This is a genomic window from Pseudomonas sp. SDO524_S393, assembly GCF_054071875.1.
Map to the genome: position 1 here is coordinate 71,868 of NZ_JBSVVZ010000008.1, position 15,138 is coordinate 87,005.

General features: G+C 60.1%; 13 protein-coding genes and 1 pseudogene. 12 read left to right on the forward strand and 2 right to left on the reverse strand.

Features of this window, described 5'->3' with window-relative positions; translation table 11 throughout:
* Positions 1-432, reverse strand: coding sequence for a PaaI family thioesterase (locus ACW9IB_RS05920; protein WP_457365645.1), 432 nt, complete (start codon positions 430-432; stop codon positions 1-3).
* A gap of 232 nt (positions 433-664) precedes the next feature.
* On the opposite strand from ACW9IB_RS05920, the gene ACW9IB_RS05925 reads away from it, so the two are divergent.
* The 6 genes from ACW9IB_RS05925 (at position 665) to ACW9IB_RS05950 (ending at position 7,281) form a co-directional block, all read left to right on the forward strand.
* The gene (locus ACW9IB_RS05925; protein ID WP_457365646.1) at positions 665-1,165 is read left to right on the forward strand and encodes a sigma-70 family RNA polymerase sigma factor; all 501 of its coding nucleotides are present in this window, start codon (positions 665-667) and stop codon (positions 1,163-1,165) included.
* Between the two features lie 29 nt (positions 1,166-1,194).
* The gene (locus ACW9IB_RS05930; protein WP_457412734.1) at positions 1,195-2,148 is read left to right on the forward strand and encodes a FecR family protein; all 954 of its coding nucleotides are present in this window, start codon (positions 1,195-1,197) and stop codon (positions 2,146-2,148) included.
* A gap of 97 nt (positions 2,149-2,245) precedes the next feature.
* A complete protein-coding gene (locus tag ACW9IB_RS05935; RefSeq protein WP_457365648.1) occupies positions 2,246-4,651 on the forward strand; it encodes a TonB-dependent siderophore receptor in 2,406 nt (801 codons plus the stop codon).
* 195 nt (positions 4,652-4,846) lie between these two features.
* Positions 4,847-5,764, forward strand: coding sequence for a type III secretion effector protein (locus ACW9IB_RS05940; RefSeq protein ID WP_457412735.1), 918 nt, complete (start codon positions 4,847-4,849; stop codon positions 5,762-5,764).
* Positions 5,765-6,023: 259 nt separating this feature from the next.
* Positions 6,024-6,194 (forward strand): type III secretion effector protein, encoded by a 171-nt coding sequence (locus ACW9IB_RS05945; RefSeq protein ID WP_457412736.1) that lies wholly within the window; start codon positions 6,024-6,026, stop codon positions 6,192-6,194.
* A gap of 334 nt (positions 6,195-6,528) precedes the next feature.
* Complete coding sequence (locus ACW9IB_RS05950) at positions 6,529-7,281, forward strand: type III secretion effector protein (RefSeq protein ID WP_457412738.1); 753 nt, start codon at positions 6,529-6,531, stop codon at positions 7,279-7,281.
* Between the two features lie 9 nt (positions 7,282-7,290).
* Here ACW9IB_RS05950 and ACW9IB_RS05955 read toward each other — a convergent pair whose 3' ends face one another.
* Positions 7,291-8,442 carry an MFS transporter gene (locus tag ACW9IB_RS05955; RefSeq protein WP_457365652.1) on the reverse strand — a complete coding sequence of 384 codons (1,152 nt, stop codon included), beginning with the start codon at positions 8,440-8,442 and terminating at the stop codon, positions 7,291-7,293.
* A gap of 338 nt (positions 8,443-8,780) precedes the next feature.
* Between ACW9IB_RS05955 and ACW9IB_RS05960 the strand changes: the two genes are divergently transcribed.
* From ACW9IB_RS05960 to ACW9IB_RS05985, 6 genes and pseudogenes are all read left to right on the forward strand, one after another.
* The gene (locus ACW9IB_RS05960) at positions 8,781-9,767 is read left to right on the forward strand and encodes a diaminopimelate epimerase (RefSeq protein ID WP_457412739.1); all 987 of its coding nucleotides are present in this window, start codon (positions 8,781-8,783) and stop codon (positions 9,765-9,767) included.
* A 304-nt stretch (positions 9,768-10,071) separates the two neighbouring features.
* Positions 10,072-12,120 (forward strand): type VI secretion system Vgr family protein, encoded by a 2,049-nt coding sequence (locus ACW9IB_RS05965; RefSeq protein WP_457412740.1) that lies wholly within the window; start codon positions 10,072-10,074, stop codon positions 12,118-12,120.
* A complete protein-coding gene (locus tag ACW9IB_RS05970) occupies positions 12,120-12,956 on the forward strand; it encodes a DUF4123 domain-containing protein (protein ID WP_457412776.1) in 837 nt (278 codons plus the stop codon). The genes ACW9IB_RS05965 and ACW9IB_RS05970 overlap by 1 nt, the downstream gene beginning before the upstream one ends.
* Before the next feature lie 19 nt (positions 12,957-12,975).
* Positions 12,976-13,731, forward strand: coding sequence for a hypothetical protein (locus ACW9IB_RS05975; RefSeq protein WP_457412741.1), 756 nt, complete (start codon positions 12,976-12,978; stop codon positions 13,729-13,731).
* Between the two features lie 51 nt (positions 13,732-13,782).
* Positions 13,783-14,157 (forward strand): annotated as a pseudogene (locus tag ACW9IB_RS05980) (lipase family protein); the annotation flags it as partial.
* A 199-nt stretch (positions 14,158-14,356) separates the two neighbouring features.
* A complete protein-coding gene (locus ACW9IB_RS05985; protein ID WP_457412742.1) occupies positions 14,357-15,136 on the forward strand; it encodes a hypothetical protein in 780 nt (259 codons plus the stop codon).
* Positions 15,137-15,138: the final 2 nt, after the last annotated feature.

The window sequence follows — 15,138 nt, forward strand, 5'->3', positions numbered from 1 at the left end:
TCAACCGCCCACGCTGAAGGTGGTAGTGGCTTTGGCGAAGAGCTTGCCGCTGTCATCCACGATTTCGGCGTCACAGATCGCCAGAGACCGTGTGCGCTCCACCACCCAGCCGTTGACCCGATAAGCCTGGCCGGCGCGCAGCGGTCGCACGTATTTGACGTTGAGGTCCACGGTCGAATGCGGGGTGCTGGTTTCCAGCGTCGAAAACAGCGCCAGCGCGGCGGCGCCATCCAGGCAGGTGGCAGCGAACCCGCCGTGCACTGCACCCGCCGGATTCAAGTGGCGGTCGTCGGGGCGGGCCTGGAGTGTGATCCTTCCGGTACTCGCCTCGACGGCGGTCAGGCCCATGGTCTGGCCAATGGAGGGGGATGGAACTTCTCCGCGAATGAGTGCGCGCAACGCTTGCAGGCCGGAGGTTTCAGGTGAGGTCATGGGCGTCTTCCTGCTGTGACCGGTTCGCCGGGCGTGGGACGCCGACCACCGTTCGCCAGTATTGTGAGAATGTTTTCAGGGGAACCATCGAGTGACGCTACACAACCTAAACGTTGTGAATACTTCAAGTCAACATTGTTGATTTGATGGTTTTGTTTCGCCGACAGGAAGCAATTGCCCTGCTTAATAAGAAACATTATTATTCACGCCCCGCCTCCCCAGTGCATCCGCGATGATTCCTCAGCCGCCCCGCAGAACAGGCTTTTTCGAGCACTACGAAGAGTTGATCGGGACCTGGACGCGTCGCCTGAGGAATCGTCAGCAGGCCGAGGACCTGGCCCATGACACATTCGTGAGGGTGCTTGAGTCGAAATCCGCACAAGTGGAGCAACCGCGCGCCTATCTGCATCAAACCGCGCGCAACATTGCGGTCGACGCCTATCGTCGGGAGGATCGTCGGGAAGCCCTGACCCTGGAAGCCTTTGACCAGAGTTCGCCGAACAATGGCGACCCGGAGCACTTCATGCACGCGATCCAGCTGGCGGACTCCATCGAGCAGGCCTTGACCGAGTTGCCGATCAACTGCCGCAGGATTTTCATCTGGCAGAAAATCGAAGGCCTCACCCAGCAGGAAATCGCCGAACGCCTGGGACTGTCAAAAAACATGGTGGAAAAGTATATGATCCGCACCTTGCGGCATCTGCGCGACCGTCTGGACGCGATGGCCCCATGACCCATGCCCGCTTTGAAACAGGACCTTCCATGATGGATAGCCGTGCCCGCGACGAAGCCGCGCAATGGTTCGTACAGTTGCAAGACGCCCCATTGAGCGTCGAGGATCGCCAACGCTTCGAGGCCTGGTGCGCCGAGCGCCCTGAGCATCAATACGAACTCGACGTGCTGCAAGGTTTGTGGAGTGCCACGGATTTGCTGCCCCAAGCGCGTTTGCAGGCGCTGTGTGATGCGCCGCCCGAGCGTTCCCGGCGCCGTCCGATCATGCGTTACGCCGTGGCGGCCAGTGTGTTGGCCGTAGCCCTGGGGTTGGGATTGTTCAGTGGGCTGGATCATCCCCAACCCTACAGCGCCGAATTCAGCACGCGGTTGGGCGAACACCGCCAGGTGGCATTGCCGGATGGCTCGGTGATGGACCTCAACGGCCGCAGCGTCGTTGCCGTGCACTATGAGAAAGGCCGGCGCGGTGTGGAGCTCAAGCAGGGTGAAGCGATGTTCAGTGTCGAGCACGACAGCAGCCGGCCCTTTGTGGTGGCGGCCGGGGCCGGGCAGGTCACGGTGACCGGAACGCGCTTCGATGTGCGTCGCGATGACGACCGGACGCGCGTGATGGTCGAGGCCGGGACCGTGAAGGTCCAGGGTCATGCACCGGACAAGGTGGTGACGCTGACGGCAGGCCTGGGCACCCACGTCGACAACAAAGGATCGGTGGCAGCGGCCTATGCGGTGAATACTGAAGAGTTGACTGCCTGGCGTACGGGCAAGCTGGTCTTCAACAATGCCTCGCTGGGTGAAGTCGCACGTGAGGTTTCGCGTTACCGTGAGCAACCGCTGCGAGTCAGTACGCCCGCGGTGGGCAACCTGCGACTGACCAGTGTGTTCAAGGCCGACGACACGGACGCCTTGCTCAAAGCGCTTCCGCACATCCTGCCGGTGGCCTTGCGCAGCTTGCCGGATGGCAGCCAGGAAATTATTTCACGCTGAGATTCAGGTTTTTTTCGAGTTCTTCGTCTTCTCCTGCAACTGCAACTGGTTTGCATTAACAGCTGCATACACTTGCGATCACAGGACTAGGTTCGACGTGAAAAAATCCACCGTCAACAACAATAAAACTTCCCGCTGGGCACCCCTGGCCCTGGCGATTGCCGTCAGCGCCGCGCTGCCCTGCGCCTACGCTGCCGACGCGATTCATATCCAGGCCCAGCCCCTGGGCGCGGCGCTGAGCCAGTTGGGCCAGCAAACCTCCCTGCAAGTGTTCTTCAGCCCCGATATGGTTGCGGGCAAGCAGGCCCCGGCGGTCGACGGCAACCTGTCGCCCGAGCAGGCGCTGCGCCAGTTGCTGCAAGGCAGTGGGCTGGACTATCAGATCGATGCCGGCTCCGTCACCCTGCGCCCTTTGGGCAGCGGCACCGGTGAAGCCGGTTCGCCCATCGAGCTGGGCACTACCGACATCAAGGTTGTTGGCGACTGGCTTGGCGATGCCAACGCCGAAGTGGTGCAGAACCATCCCGGCGCGCGTACGGTGATCCGCCGTGAAGCCATGGTGGAGCAGGGCGCCATGAACGTCGGTGATGTATTGCGTCGCGTGCCTGGCGTACAGGTGCAGGAGTCCAACGGCACCGGCGGCAGCGATATTTCCCTCAACGTCGGCGTGCGCGGCCTGACCTCGCGGCTGTCGCCACGCTCCACCGTGTTGATCGACGGCGTGCCGGCTGCGTTTGCGCCCTATGGCCAACCACAACTGTCGATGGCACCGATTTCCGCCGGCAACCTGGACAGCATCGACGTGGTGCGTGGCGCCGGTTCCGTGCGTTATGGACCGCAGAACGTCGGTGGTGTGATCAACTTCGTGACCCGCGCGATTCCCGAGAAATTCTCCGGTGAAGTCGGCACCACCTTGCAGACCTCCGCCCACGGCGGCTGGAAGCACATTGAAAATGCCTTTATCGGTGGCACAGCCGACAACGGCATCGGCGCCGCGTTGCTGTACTCCGGGGTCAATGGCAACGGTTATCGCAGCAGCAACAACTCCAACGACATTGACGACGTGATCTTCAAGACCCACTGGGCGCCGACCGATCAAGACGACTTCTCGCTGAACTTCCACTACTACGACGCCAGCGCCGACATGCCGGGCGGCCTGACCCAGGCGCAGTTCGACGCCAATCCGTACCAGTCGGTGCGCGACTGGGACAACTTCAGCGGCCGCCGCAAGGACGTGTCCTTCAAGTACATCCGTCAGATCGACGACCGCACCCAGGCCGAAGTGCTGACCTACTACTCCGACAGCTTCCGTGGCAGCAACATCGCCAACCGCGACCTGCGCACCATCGGTTCCTATCCGCGCACCTACTACACGTTCGGTATCGAACCACGGGTGTCCCATGTGTTCGACCTGGGGCCGAGCACCCAGGAAGTCAGCCTGGGTTATCGCTACCTCAAGGAAGGCATGCACGAGCAGGCCACCAGCCTGGGCCTGGTCAACAACGTACCGACGCCGGTGGGCCGCAGCGATGGCCATGTGTACCAGGACCGCACCGGCGGTACCGAAGCCAACGCGTTTTATGTCGATAACAAGATCGATATCGGCAAGTGGACCATTACGCCAGGTATCCGCTTCGAGGACATTCGTACCGAGTGGCATGATCGTCCCGTTATTCCGCTGACCGGCCCGCGCACCCAGGAAAAACGCCGCGAGGTCCACAACAACGAACCGCTGCCGGCTTTGAGCGTGATGTACCACGTGTCCGATGCCTGGAAATTGTTCGCCAACTACGAGACTTCCTTTGGCAGCCTGCAATACTTCCAGCTTGGCCAGGGCGGCGTCGGCGACCAGACCGCCAACGGCCTGAACCCGGAAAAGGCCAAGACCTACGAGGTCGGTACCCGTTATAACGACAAGGTGTGGGGCGGGGAGCTGACGTTCTTCTACATCGACTTCTCGGATGAGCTGCAATACGTCAGCAACGACGTGGGCTGGACCAACCTCGGCGCCACCAAGCACACCGGTATCGAAGCGTCGGCCCACTACGACTTGTCGAATCTGGATTCGCGCCTGGAAGGCCTGACCGCCAATGCCGGCTTCACCTATACCAAGGCCACCTCCGAGGGTGACGTGCCGTTCAAGGGCCGCGACCTTCCGCTGTACTCCCGTGAAGTGGCGACCCTGGGCCTGCGCTACGACGTCAACCGCTGGACACATAACCTGGACGTCTACGCCCAGTCCGGCCAGCGTGCACCGGGCACCACCAGCACCTACATCACCCAGGGCACGGCTGATGGGCAGTTTGGTGATATCCCGGGCTATGTCTCGGTCAACGTGCGCAGCGGTTATGACTTCGGTGCGCAATTGTCGAACCTGAAACTGGGCGTGGGTGTGAAAAACGTCTTTGACCAGCAGCACTACACCCGTTCCAGTGACAACAACGCCGGACTGTACCTGGGCGAGCCGCGCACCTTCTTCGTGCAGGCCAGCGTCGGGTTCTGATTCAAGGTGGATGTGAACAATCGCAGCCCAAGGGCTGCGATTTTTTTTGCCTGTTTCCTACAGTTTATTAAGATGGCTAACTGCTTCGGCAGGAACCGATTCCGACAGTCTCACCACACATGGGGATACCTAATGGCGCCGATGACACTGGGCGTCACAGGTTTATCGTCTGACCCCATTGCATTGGAGACACCTATGTCGGTATCGACGCTAGACACATCCCGGTCCAAGTTGCCTACGCCTGAAGCCCCACAGGCCGGCCCCACGTCCAAGGCGCAGGCCAGGCCATCGGCACCGGTGACAGCAGGCATTCATTTCCCCACCGGGCAGGACAAGGCCGGGCCGGTGTTTGGTGAGGTGTCGCCTTCACCTGACCGGTACGGTCCTTTTCCTCACGCCTCACAGCGGCCTGGCACGAAACCTGGGGCGTCGCAGCCGCAGAGCTTTCTGGACATGCTCAAGCAGCTGTTGGCTCAATGGTTGGGTGGCAATCGCCCTTCCAGACCCCATGCCTGCAACAGCGCGCCACCCAGGCCGAATCCCTCTCTTGGCAGGCCTGATCCGGTTTACTCGACGAAGAACAATGATGAGCTGACCAAGCAGTTGCTGGATAACTTCAAGGCGTTTCGCGACCCGAAAAACCCGGGGTTTATCTCGCGCGACAGTCTCGAGGCCATGGCGGGTCAATCATTGGTGGGGGCCAGCCCCGACAAGCAGGAAAACATCAAGCTAGCCAGGGAAATACTGCGGCGACCGGACCTGGTAGCCGCCATGGACCGGCACTCCAGCACCGGAGCCCAAGATGGGCTGATCGACCGGCAAAATCTGGGCATGCTCATGGGCAGCGAGAACTTCTTCAAATACAAAAATGACCAGGAGTTGACCGGAGAAATGCTTGAGCACTTCGATGGCTTGAACGGTTACGGGGGCAGGGGGATCAGTAGCAACGATCTCAAAAAGCTCGCAGCCCAGCCGCTGACGGGGGACTCGGCCAAGGATCACCTGATCCAGCTGGCTCAGGAATTCCTCAAGCGCAGCGATCTGCGGGACAAGCTGGACAGGAACAATGACGGTCAGATCAGTCGTTGGGAGCTTCAGCGGCTGCCGCGCTGATGAGTCAACCGGTGCCGCAGCCTGCGCGCGGCACCGGTTGTATCAGGAACGCAGAGGTCATATCCGTCGGGATGATGAAAACCGACGGTTTTTCAGGCGTCGAGATCAGGATCCATAAATGCCCTCCACCTCGTTTCAATCGCGTCAGGTCGGTTGTTCTGATTCCTTTCATGCGAACTCAAACACTGACAGTCATGCAGTACCAGCAGACCCGCAGCTCCCGGGCTCAGCGCTCACCTACATCACTGAAGTCCGTCGCATGAAAGCCTTCGAAGGCCAACGAAAATTCCGTGCGCCTGTTGCCGATGACTTCTGTCGCGGCCTGCTGCCAGCCGTCAATACTGACTTGACGCCCAAGCGAGCGGGCGGAGCGCTTTCATCATTGCTCGGCGGGCTGAAAGCGCTCTGGCGCGGCCACCAGGCTGACTGATCTTTTTACATGCTGTCATGGGTATTCAAAGAACTGGCGGAACTGCGGCGCCTGATCAACCACACAGGTTTTGCTTGCCTTACTGGAATCCATTCGACGATTTCGGCCATCACGGTGGCAATCATCAGGCTGGCGCGTACTTGAAAAGAGTTGGAGAAAACCCATGACAATCGAGGGTGCATTACCCCACGGAAGACTGGCGGGCATTGACGGGGCGGGAGTGCGACCCTTTGAGTCCACACCGGTCGGTCTGCACGACGCCTGGAACCAGGCCCCTCACGGCAGGGCCTACCAAGATGGAGTGTCACACCGGCCCCTGTTACTGCGCGGTGCGATGTCTGCGTTGCACCACCGCGCGTTGCGTAATGCTCCCGTGGAGCGCGTGCGTTTGTTGCAGCCCGATGCCAGCTCGACGGACAGTCAACTGGCGACCGCCATGGAAAAAAACTTTGGCGTGCTGCATGGTTTTCTCAAGGACGGTCGCTTGACGCCGTCTGCCCTGCGAAAAGTCGCGGCCAGTCCTCTGGGTGACAGCGAGGAACTGGACCAGATGATTCGGGTGGCGAGGGAGCTATGCGACCGCCCTCAACTGATGGACGCAGTGTTCAGCTGCGATGGCGATATCACTCGCGACAGCCTGCGTGCGGCGGCCCTGGCCTCACCGCGCAACAGCTCGCCGAGTGTCTTCAGCCAGGACCCGTTCCATGCCCAGGGCAACGCCCAGGTGGTCAAGGCTTTTCAAGGCCTTTTCGAGCAACTGAGGGATACGTCCAGGGACCGCATGTATTTTTTCGAACCGTATCAATATGTGAAGATCGCCAGTCTGGAGTCGGTCATGCAAGACCCCTATGAGACAGACGCCCAGGGGCATCCGGTGCTGGACCCCTCCACCGGCATGCCGAGGCCCGAGCACAGCGAGCTCTGTGTATACACCGCCAAGAACATCCTCGAACGCCCCGGTTTGTTGCGCTCATTGGAGCGCGCCAATGAAGCTCGCCTGTTTGGCCCGCCTCAACCGGCGGGCTATCTGAGCAACAAGAGCCTGGAACGTTGGTTCGAGCAGGATGCGACGCGCAAGGCGGGATGATGCTCTGGCTCATGCTTTCAGGATTTTGCCGCTGACAGCCACCCCGATCAGCAGCACCGCGAGCAACACAAAGGCAGTGGCCAGGCTGCTGCCGTGAGCGATAAAGCCGATCACGGCGGGGCCGGCGAGAATGCCGGCATAGCCCAGCGTAGTGATGGCCGGCACCGCGATATGTTCCGGCATGACCTTTTGCTTGCCGACTGCGGTATACAACACCGGCACGATGTTCGAACAACCTGCACCCACCAGGGCATATCCCAGCAACGCGGCCTCCCAGGCGGGAAACAGGGTCGCCAATAACAGACCCGAAGCAGCCAGCACGCCACCTGTCACAATCACCCGGGTGGCGCCCAGGCGACGCACGATGGCATCACCCGTCAGGCGTCCGACGGTCATGGTCAGTGCAAAGGCCGCGTAACCCAGGCCTGCATAGGCTTCGTCCATGCCTCGTTCGGCGCTGAGAAATACCGCGCTCCAATCCAGCACGGCGCCTTCGGTCAGGAACACGATGCAGCACAGGCAGCCGATAAACAGCACCACGCCGTGGGGAACAGCGAAAGCGGGGCCTGAACTCTCGCTGCCGTAAGGCAATAGATGGGGGCCTGCCTTGAGCAGCGCCAGTACCATCACCACGACAGCCACCAAGGTCGCGTGCAAAGGTGCGAGCCCCAGCCCCAGAAGCCCGGTCACCCCTGCCGCGCCGACGATCCCGCCCAGGCTGAACAACCCGTGAAAGCCCGACATCATGGTTTTTCCGCTGGCCCGTTCGACGATCACCGCCTGCAGATTGACGGTGGAGTCCACCGTGCCCAGCCCGGCTCCAAACACAAACAGCGCCGCTATCAGCAACGGGATGGAACTGACGGTCGCCAGCATCGGCAAGGCCAGGCAGATCATGAGCGTGCCTGCCGTCAGCACACGCCGGCAACCGTAGCGTGATGCCAATATGCCGGCCAGCGGCATGGCAATGATCGAGCCTACGCCCAGGCACAATAGCAACAGCCCCAGTGTGCCTTCACCCAGTTGCGCACGCGCCTTGGCATACGGCACCAGCGGCGCCCAGGCGGCGATGCCGAAACCGGCGATAAAAAAAGCGATACGGGTCGACATTTGTTCCAGCCGGCCGGGAACCACGGGCGCTGGAGTGGAGATGGCAGTCATGAAAAGTCCTTGGTAATGCGTTCTGCGAACGATGTCCGGTGCGACATCCTTGCACATCAGGCCGAAACGAGCGAGCCGGGCTCCCCTGTAAATATCAGCGCTGAGTTTTATTTTTACAAAGTGGGAACGCAATCAGACGGAGTCGCCACATAGAGGTGATCGGTTTCGCGGGAGGCCGTCTGGAAGGTGCGTAATTCCTGTGGGAACTGGTGAACCCCGGGCTTCTTGCAGTGGATTACCACCTTCCAGACCGCTTCCCCCGTTTGGCCTGTTCTGTATACGCTTGACGCGGACAATCGAATGGATGAACCGATGAACACGCTCAGGCAGCCAGCAGCATGACCCAGTTCTACGATGCGCGGGGCAATATCTATGGCGTCGTCAGCCCGGTCTCTTTGCGCGCGCGGGGCATCGACGTACCCGAGACCGCCATTGAAGCCTCGCGTACACGCCAGGTGTGGACGCATGCGGCGATCGCCTCGGAGTGCGGCTGGGGGCCGACGCCTCGACCGCCCGGTGCCAAAACCCACCGTTGTGACGGACTACTGGTCGGCCCATTTCAGGCCGCCGCGCCCTTCGATCTGTTGATCGTCAATACCGACGGCTCCCTGGCCGAGCGCAGTGGTAACGGCCTGACAATTTTTGCCCAGGCCCTGACGGACCAGGGGTTGATGACCCGAGCCTGTGAGCTGCGGGTCCATCACGATAAGCCAGATGCCGTGTCACCCGTGACCACGCGGGTTGAGCCCGCGGACTACGAGCAGGTCACCGGTTTCTGGCTGAGCCTGGGGCAACCCGGGTTCGGGCCATTGTCGGTGGGAGCCGAAGGCGTGGAGCCGGCGGTGCTTGGGAGCACCGAGTTCAGTCACCTGACCGCGCTGGCTGCTCTCAATGAGCAATGGTCGCGCAGTCAGTTCGTACGGGTGGGCAATCCCCATTGCGTGACCTTGCTCGAGCGGGCTTCGGCATTGCCGGACAACCCGCAGATGCTTCAGCCGGCACTCTTCGAAGCCCTTCAAACCGTCGCGTTTGCACCTCCCGTCGGCTCCGGACAACCCTGCGCAGCTGGGGTCAATCTGCAATGGGCGGTGCATGCATCGGGCAATCGAGTCATCGCACGGGTGTTCGAGCGGGGAGAGGGGCCCACCGCGTCATCGGGGACCAGCGCCAGCGCGGTGGCTTGCGCTGCGTGGCGAGCGGGTTGGGTCGAGGCGGGAGAGGTAGCGGTGATAATGCCGGGTGGCACGGCGCCAGTGCGGCTACAGGCTCAAGGCGAAAACCTGGTGAGCGTCAGCCTTTTCGGGACTGCACGGCGGCAAGAGTAACAGTCGTTGAAACAGCTGATGCTTATATGGGGGTCAGTTGTTTCTTAATGGCTTATAACTATTGGGATAAGTCCATGTAGGGCGATTCTTATTTTTGCGATGTGGCATATTGAATTGTTTATTGTTTTGTAAAAGATTCTTCCAAAGTTGTTGTGTGAAACTTCCTTTTAACGTTTTTGAAAGCCGATTTTTCCCGGGAATCGCTAAGCTTTGGCGCGTCAAGACGCTTTTCCTCGGCAACTTTTCGTTATCTAGCAGGGGGGCGTTTTTTTCTCAGAGACTTATTGATGGCGGGTAACAACGGATGGTTAACGCGTTTGTTTCGTCACGTTTCAAATTAACCCTTCCAGGCATGAATATCGATTTCGAAGTGCTGGCATTCAAAGGCGCGGAGGTGATAGATCAACCTTATTTCATCGAGGTACAAGCGGTCAGTGAAGATGCCTTCCTCGACCTGGAGGCGTTGCTCCATCAGCCTGCCTATCTGGATTTCGGCGAGGAGGGCGCAGGCCTGCACGGGCAGGTTTACGAGGTCGGTCGCAAGGAGGCGGGGCGCCGCCTCTGTCGCTACCACCTGACATTGGCGCCCCGTTTGGCCAACCTGGCCCATCGACGGGACCAGCGAATTTTCCAGCAGCGCAGTGTGCCGCAGATCATCGCCGCGGTTCTGGAGCACCACGGCATTCTGGCGGATGCCTTCATGTTCGAGTTGGGCCCGGTGATCTACCCGCCGCGAACATTCTGTGTGCAGTACGCGGAGACCGATCTGCATTTCATCCAGCGGTTATGTGAAGAAGAGGGCATTCACTACCATTTCCGCCACAGCCCGCAGGCGCACCTGCTGGTATTTGGTGATGATCAGACGGTGTTCCAGCGTTTGCCCGCGCAGCCTTATTGCGCAGAGGGCGGGCTGCCAGCCGAAACGCGAGTGATCCAGCGTTTCGACGTGCGACTGGCGACGCGCAGCGGACAAACGGTTCACCGTGATCATGACTTCGAGCACCCTTCGCTGCGCGTGCAAGATACTGCGGGGACTGTCCCGGGTTCCCTTCTTGAGGACTATCACTACCCGGCAGGGTTCAAGCGCCACGCACGTGGCCGGCAATTGGCCCGGCGCGGATTGGAGCGTCATCAGCGTGATCGCCATCGCGCCGTGGGCCGCAGCGATCAACCGTTGTTGCGCAGTGGGCACTTCCTTGAATTGCGTGATCACCCCGACCCCTCCTGCAACGACCTGTGGTTGATCACTTCGGTCCGTCACGAGGGGTATCAGCCTCAGGTGCTGGAGGAGGCTGCGCCGGGTATGGATGTGTTCCAGGGGTATCGCAATCGTTTCACCGCAACACCCTGGCGTGCCGTGCATCGACCGCCGCTCAAGCATCCCAGGCCGACCATTCCTGGCAGCCAGACCGCAACAGTGACCGGGCCCACTGGCGAGGACGTGCACTGTGATGCTTATGGTCGAGTGAAAGTGCGCTTTCACTGGGACCGCCTGGACAAGACCTGCGATAAAAGCAGTTGCTGGGTGCGGGTGGCGTCCGGCTGGGCGGGCAACGGTTTCGGTGTCACGCTGATTCCGCGAGTCGGGATGGAAGTGCTGGTGACCTTCCTCGAGGGGGACCCGGACCGTCCGTTGATCAGTGGTTGCCTGACGAACGCACTGCACCTTCCGCCTTATCCTCTGCCACAACACAAAACGCGCAGTGTCTTGCGCAGCAACAGTTCCCCGAATGGTGCCGGCGCCAACGAGCTGCATCTGGAGGATCGCCAGGGTGAAGAACTCATCTACCTCCGTGCTCAACGAGACCTGGAGCAACAGGTCGGGCATGACAGCCGGTTGGAAGTGGCGGGGGAACGGCATGAAATCATCCGCGGGCTAAGCTCGGTTCACCTGGACAGTGAAGATCACCAGCACATCACGGGTGAGCGAAAGGTTGTGCTCAAGGCTAGCGACCATCTGCAGGTGCACGGCAGCAGCCAGACCCATGTTCGCCAGACCCTGATGGTCGAAGCGGGTCAGGAGATTCATCTCAAGGCCGGTGCGAGCCTGGTCATCGACGCCGGTGCTCAACTGAGCCTCAAGGCGGGGGGAGAGCACCTGTTGATCCAGGCCGGCGGTATTTTCAGCAGCCGGCCGATCACGCCGGGAGGTGTGCCGCCTGACATTCGATCCGCCGTACCGTCAGGGCCGGGCAGCACGGTTTCAGCGCCTATCGCTATCACCCGTGAAGCCAGGTTTTCAACTGTTCAGGCGTCGATCATGGCGCTGTCCAGGCAACTGGGCGCGGACTATTGCCCGGTGTGTGAGCGCTGTCGCGAAGGCCTGTGCGACAACACGGGGAGGGCTGCATGATGCCGTGCTTGCCCCGCCAGTGGATGGCTCAACAGCAACAAAAGGGGCACCGGCTGTGCCTGATGCTCGAGGGCGGCGACGAGGCACGGCAACCGTTGCTCGCCGCGCGTAGCCTGTCGCAGTATCAAAACCTGTATGCCGAGACCGTCCTGGCAACGCTGGCGGCGTCGGGACCGGTGATTCTGCTGTTGGAACAGTTGAACGAGCCCGCGCTGGTCAACCTGTTGCAACGTCCCGAGACGAACTGGGGCTGGCTCGGCAGCTTGCCCGGCGAGGCGCTGGGCGACCTTGCTCGACACTGGCGCGACCGCCTGATAATCGGGCCTGAGGATGATCGTGCCTTTTATCGCTGCCATGACAACCGCACCCTGGGACGTGCCTTGGCGCACCTGCCCGCAGTGCATTGGCCGGCGTACCTCGGCCCGCTGATCAGCGTGTGTTACTGGCACGACCACCAATGGCACTGTCACGAAAACCCGTCTCCCGGCGATCACCCGCCACCCATTCCCGAGCCCTGGCTGGACACTCCCAACCCCCAGGCGGTCACCATCCTGCACTCCAACATCCTGCGTTACCTGCTGGCTGAGCACAGTGAAGACCTGGCGGCTCTGGTCGCCCTCCATGACCCGAATACCTGGCTGACCCAGGTGCTGGAGCAGGCACGGGTCTGGCAATGGCGGAGGCCGGAGCAGTTGGCGTTTCTGGTGGTAGGACGCCTGGAAGAAGTTGTTCGCGACAGCGTGATGGTGTGGCAAGCGAGGGTGGGCGAAACACCGGAGCAGCACTTTGAACGGCTGATGGAACAGTGGCATTTGATGAGGAAACAGGATGAGTAGGCGTGGGATTTTTTTGTGTATGGCCTTGGTAACGATTGGGCTTTCGGGGTGTGCGGGCAAGTCGACTGACCGCTTCACCGTCGAGGTGGATTTGCCGCCGAATTTTGAACTCAAGACTGCGGCCAACTACGAGCCCGCTACGGGGACCGATTGCAGGTTGCCGCTCCGTCGTGGCAAGAGGCCCGAGCGCAAGCTGTTTTTTACCGACTATAAACCGGCTGCCAGCAGGGTGAGTTATGAGCTGCCGTTGAGTGAAACGATTGAGGGCTGCCCAACGGTGTTGCGCAGTGTGCGGTTCGATTTTTATGCGAAGTGGGGAGTTCGAGATACGGACATCGGGGGAGACTTTGCAGGTATTTCCATTCGTGACCGTGAGGAGGGGGAGAAGCTGGAAATACCGGGCCCGAGTGTCCAGGCGTTTTCTGGGCAGTGCCGATGGTTGTTTCGCACGGTCGGCCCTCTGCATGCGATCAGGAAAATCCTGGAGTGCCGCGCTATGGATAAGCAGGGTCGGCGGCAGCAAGACAGGATGGCGGGTGGTGCTGTACCACGAGACCAGTTGGCGGGAACAACGCTCAGGATGGTGCTGACATTGACTGACGAGGAACAACCGGCGTTTGCTGATAGCTGGGTTGCTGTTCCGGGGGGATGGAGGCGTTGCAGAGGCAAGAGTTTTGAAGACCTTTATGCGTTCTGCTATGGCAACACCACCCATTTCAAACCTATAAAAATGCCGGATGGTCGCATTTGCGATGTCTATCCGACTTGCAAGTAAACCAGGAGAGAACCATGAAACTGGACGCACGGAAGCAATCTTTTTTCAGTGATGCGCGACCTGGTCCGCCATGTCGCCCACTTGCCACCGATGGTCGCGCGACCGCATCCACCGCAACGCCACGCCTTGAAGAAGATGGCGGAGCTGGGCTTCGGCCCGCCCGAGCCGACCTTGTCGGGTATGGTGCTGTTTCCCAACAAGCATTCCGTGTTGGAAATGCGGCCCTTGCGGGTCCTGCGTCCGATGCTGTCCACCGAAGACCGTTTCTGTGCCTTGAACCTGTATCAGTTGGCATTGTTCGCGACACTGAGCTACTGCGACTTCGGCCAGCAGCCGCCCACCCAACCTCAGGATGAAGTCCGTTTTCCGTTGGAGCCCACCGTTGGAAACCTGTTCGCTGCACAGCTTGCGGGATACCACGATGCGAATACCTGGCTGACCCAGGTGCTGGAGCAGGCACGGGCCTGACAATGGCGGAGGCCGGAGCAGTTGGCGTTTCTGGTGGTAGGACGTCTGGAAGAAGTTGTTCGCGACAGCGTGATGGTGTGGCAAGCGGGGGTGGGCGAAACGCCAGAGCAGCACTTTGAACGGCTTATGGAGCAGTGGCATTTGATGAGGAAACAGGATGAGTAGGTGTTGGTTTTTTGTGTGTATTGCCCTGGTGATGGCCGGGCTTTCGGGGTGTGCGGGCAAGTCGGTGGATCGCTTTACCCTGGAGATAGATTTACCGCCGAACTTTAAGCTCAAGACTGCGGCCAACTACTTGCCCGCAACGGGTACCGACTGTACGTTGCCGCGCCGTCGTGGCAAGAGGCCCGAGCGCAAGTTGTTTTTTACCGACTACAAACCGATTGCTAGCCGGTTGAGTTATCAGTTGCCGTTGAGTGAAACGATCGAGGGTTGCCCAACGGTGTTGCGTAGTGTGCAGTTTGATATTTATGCGAAGTGGGGGACGCAATTCTCGGATGTTGGCGGGGATTTATCAGGGATTTCTTTCCTGGATGGATTTGATGCAGACCTTCCAGGAATGCCAGACACGGGTGTTCAGAAGCTTTTTGGGCAATGTCGCTGGTTATTCCGAACGGTGGGACCACAGCACGGAATCATCAAAATCTTGGAGTGCGACCCTATGGAGGCAATGGATCAAACTCAAAAAAAACGGGTGGGTGGTTCCGTACAACGAAGTCAGCTTGCGGCGAAAACGCTTAGGGTGGAGTTGGCGTTGAGTGAAGAGGAGCAACCGGCGTTTGCTGATAGCTGGGTTGCTGTTCCGGGTGGATGGAGGCGTTGCAGAGGCAAGAGTTTTGAAGATCTTTATGCGTTCTGCTATGGCGACACCACCCATTTCAAACCCGTAACAATGCCGGATGGCCGCACCTGCGATGTCTATCCGACTTGCAAGTAAAC

Excerpts from the sequence above, each read along its gene's own strand:
- ACW9IB_RS05950 (WP_457412738.1), top strand. The coding sequence starts at position 6,529 with ATGTCTGCGTTGCACCACCGCGCGTTGCGTAATGCTCCCGTGGAGCGC.
- ACW9IB_RS05955 (WP_457365652.1), bottom strand. The coding sequence starts at position 8,442 with ATGACTGCCATCTCCACTCCAGCGCCCGTGGTTCCCGGCCGGCTGGAA.
- ACW9IB_RS05920 (WP_457365645.1), bottom strand. The coding sequence starts at position 432 with ATGACCTCACCTGAAACCTCCGGCCTGCAAGCGTTGCGCGCACTCATT.
- ACW9IB_RS05975 (WP_457412741.1), top strand. The coding sequence starts at position 12,976 with ATGGCCTTGGTAACGATTGGGCTTTCGGGGTGTGCGGGCAAGTCGACT.
- ACW9IB_RS05985 (WP_457412742.1), top strand. The coding sequence starts at position 14,357 with ATGAGTAGGTGTTGGTTTTTTGTGTGTATTGCCCTGGTGATGGCCGGG.
- ACW9IB_RS05930 (WP_457412734.1), top strand. The coding sequence starts at position 1,195 with ATGATGGATAGCCGTGCCCGCGACGAAGCCGCGCAATGGTTCGTACAG.
- ACW9IB_RS05970 (WP_457412776.1), top strand. The coding sequence starts at position 12,120 with ATGCCGTGCTTGCCCCGCCAGTGGATGGCTCAACAGCAACAAAAGGGG.
- ACW9IB_RS05925 (WP_457365646.1), top strand. The coding sequence starts at position 665 with ATGATTCCTCAGCCGCCCCGCAGAACAGGCTTTTTCGAGCACTACGAA.
- ACW9IB_RS05965 (WP_457412740.1), top strand. The coding sequence starts at position 10,072 with ATGGTTAACGCGTTTGTTTCGTCACGTTTCAAATTAACCCTTCCAGGC.
- ACW9IB_RS05960 (WP_457412739.1), top strand. The coding sequence starts at position 8,781 with ATGACCCAGTTCTACGATGCGCGGGGCAATATCTATGGCGTCGTCAGC.
- ACW9IB_RS05940 (WP_457412735.1), top strand. The coding sequence starts at position 4,847 with ATGTCGGTATCGACGCTAGACACATCCCGGTCCAAGTTGCCTACGCCT.
- ACW9IB_RS05945 (WP_457412736.1), top strand. The coding sequence starts at position 6,024 with ATGAAAGCCTTCGAAGGCCAACGAAAATTCCGTGCGCCTGTTGCCGAT.